This is a genomic window from Arthrobacter sp. 05L421 (assembly GCF_056397785.1).
The window spans coordinates 1-1,560 of the sequence record NZ_JBFTOC010000053.1; the positions used below are offsets into that span (position 1 = coordinate 1).

Below are 1,560 nucleotides of genomic sequence, written 5' to 3' on the forward strand. Positions count from 1 at the left end.
ACAGCTGATATGTAGGAGTTCTTTGTCAAGAGGGCAAGGGTGAGCGGTCCAAGGCTGGTTTGTCTTGGACCGCTCTTTTGTGTCCGTTCCCTGGCCTGATCTGGATGGCTGGCGCGTCGTGAACGACGGCGCTGTCAGACTGATATGCGCGGGTTGGTTACCGCAGGACGAGGTGTTCGGCTGGAGGGGTGCCGCTGGTCTAGCAATGTCGGGCGTCACCGGTGGGTACCGGTTGTCCATAGCTGTGTCGCGGGTCTCCTCCACGCTGCCAAGCCGTCCGGGCGGGGCCGGGAACGGCACGTCTAGTCATTCGTCCATGGGTGCTCCTGTTGGACGGGGGCCGCGAGGGACCAGCACCAGCCGGCCAGTTCGCGGGCGATGGCGACGTTCGCGATGACCCGGCGTTTGTGCCGGGCTTCGAATTGCTCCCATTTCCGGTGCAGCCGGTGGTTGCCCTGGTGGCCGCGGACGCGGGAAGCCTCGTCGGCTGCGTCCCAGCGGGAGCGCATGTCGCGGCTGGCGTTGTTGTAGGGGCGGCGGTGGTGCCAGGCCGCCTCGACCAGCAGCCGGCGGGCGTGGGTGTTTCCGGTCTTGGTGATCGCACCCTGGGACCGGGAGGCGCCGGAAGAGTGCTCGGAGGGGACCAGGCCCAGATACGCGCCGATGGTGGAGCCGGTGAAGCGGGTCCAGTCGCCGATCTCCACGGCGAGGCCGAAAGCGGTCAGCACCGAGATCCCGCGCAGACACATCAGGGCATGCACCACCGGGGCATACGGCTCGGTTGCCGCCATCGCGGCGATCTTCGCATCCAGCCGGTTCCGACGGTCCAGCGTCAGCTCCGCCATTTCCAGACCGGCCTCGTAGGCGGCCTGCAGGGCAGGGTCTTCGAAGTGTTGCCGGTGCAGCCAGGTGTGATGGGCGTCGGTCCAGGCATGGCCGCCGGAGTAGACGAGGCCGTGACGCAGCAGGAGCTTCGAGACACGGTGTCTGGCCCTCATCAGGTCCGCCCGGACGTCCTCGCGGGCCCGGACCAGATCCCGGGCCGCCTCCTGGGAAGGGCCCGGGACCCGCACCGGGGTGATCTGCCCCAGCAGGGCCAACCGGGCCAGATGTTCAGCATCGCGGGCATCGGTCTTCACCCGGTCCCCGGACGGACGCTGGAGTTTGGACGGCGCCGCGACCACACATTCCATCCCGACGGCATTCAGACACCGGGCCAGGCCGAATCCGGTCGGACCTGCCTCGTAGACAACCAGGACGGGGCCAGGCAGCCCGGCTACCCATTCGGCGATCCCGGCATCGTTGGCCGCCAGGCTCTGGCGCAGAATCTCGCCGGTCTCACCGTCGATAGCGCAGCCCTTGGCGCTGCGCGCGTGGACATCCAAACCGACATAGGTACGCTTGTTCATGGCTGGAACCTCCAGACGTTCAAATGTGGCTCTACCAGTCCACACCCCGCACCAGATTGCGGAACAGACCGTGGACCGGCAACCCACGAACCTCTTTGAACCCGGGGTTCCAGTCCTACGTCAGGCGATCACCACACTTCATATCGTCTAG

1 protein-coding gene is annotated in these 1,560 nt (G+C 66.7%); it reads right to left on the bottom strand.

Annotation, left to right across the window (positions count from 1 at the left end; genetic code table 11):
- Window positions 1-302: 302 nt before the first annotated feature.
- On the bottom strand, window positions 303-1,409 hold the full coding sequence (locus tag AC1DKQ_RS22355; RefSeq protein WP_476920273.1) for an IS110 family RNA-guided transposase: 1,107 nt from the start codon (window positions 1,407-1,409) through the stop codon (window positions 303-305).
- Window positions 1,410-1,560: the final 151 nt, after the last annotated feature.